Annotated in this window: 1 protein-coding gene; it reads right to left on the minus strand. The window is 68.7% G+C overall.

The genetic code is table 11. The annotated features are described in order from the left end of the window. Positions 1 to 66: 66 nt before the first annotated feature. Positions 67 to 1,076, minus strand: a 1,010-nt coding sequence (locus tag LQV45_RS35030; RefSeq protein ID WP_230012601.1) for a prolipoprotein diacylglyceryl transferase, incomplete at its 5' end; no start/stop codon positions are given.

The raw sequence follows: 1,076 nt of genomic DNA on the forward strand, positions 1-1,076 counted from the left end.
CCACGACGCTGTGGAGTCGGGTCCGGTGAGCGGTGGCTCCGGTCAACCCGAAGTGCCGGCGCTGAGCTACTTGGTGCCCTCAGCCTCCGGCGCGGTTCCAGTTCCCTGGCGGCCGGAAACTCCGGCTGCCGGAGCTCCATTGGCGGGCGCGGTGCCGCCCGTGGAGTCCCAGCCCGCATCCTCGGATGCGCGAACTGGTCCGCTTTGGTTATTCCGGAGATTAGCACGGGATTCACTATCTGAGACAGCGGCGTCCGAATGGCGGATGGTTGCCGCGTCTGCGGGGACGGTGGCGCGGTCAGCGTGGGCGGCACTGTCGGCGCCGGTGGTGCGGTCAGCGCTGTCGGCCTCGGTCGCGTCAGCGTCCGCCTTTGACTCTGCCGACTCTTCCTCCGCCGACTTTTCCTCAGCCGGCGAAGTCTCCACCGGCTGGGTCCCTGCCGGCTGTGTCTCTGCCGGCGCGCGGCCGGGGAGGAACGGGGTGTCCGGCTCGGAGCGCTTGCGCAGGCCGAGGAGGATGAAGGCGAGCAGGGCTCCGGCGAAGACGATGATGCTGGTCCAGACATTGAGCCTGGTGGTGAGCCCGAAGAGGGTGATCTGTTCGGCGTCGTCGATCCGCATGGCCTCGATCCAGACGCGGCCCAGGGTGTAGTACATGGCGTAGACGCAGAAGAGGCGGCCGCGGCGGAAGCTGAATTTGCGGTCGAGTGCCAGCAGGATCAGCACGCCGGCCAGGTTCCACAGCGACTCGTAGAGGAACGTCGGGTGGAAGAGCGTGTCCGTCGGCATGCCGGCGGGGAAGTTCGGGTTGTTGGGATCGATCTGCAGCCCCCACGGAAGCGTGGTGGGGCCGCCGAAGAGTTCCTGGTTGAAGTAGTTGCCCCACCGGCCAATGGCCTGGGCCAGCAGCAGTCCGGGGGCCGCGGCGTCCATGAAGGCGCTCAGCTTCACCCCGGCACGCCGGCACCCGATCCAGGCGCCCACAGCGCCGAGCACGACGGCGCCCCAGATGCCCAGGCCGCCGCGCTGGATCTGCGGAATCAGGGACAGGTCCCCTGTGCCGTCGAATCCCGGGC

This window comes from Microbacterium sp. Bi128, assembly GCF_918698205.1.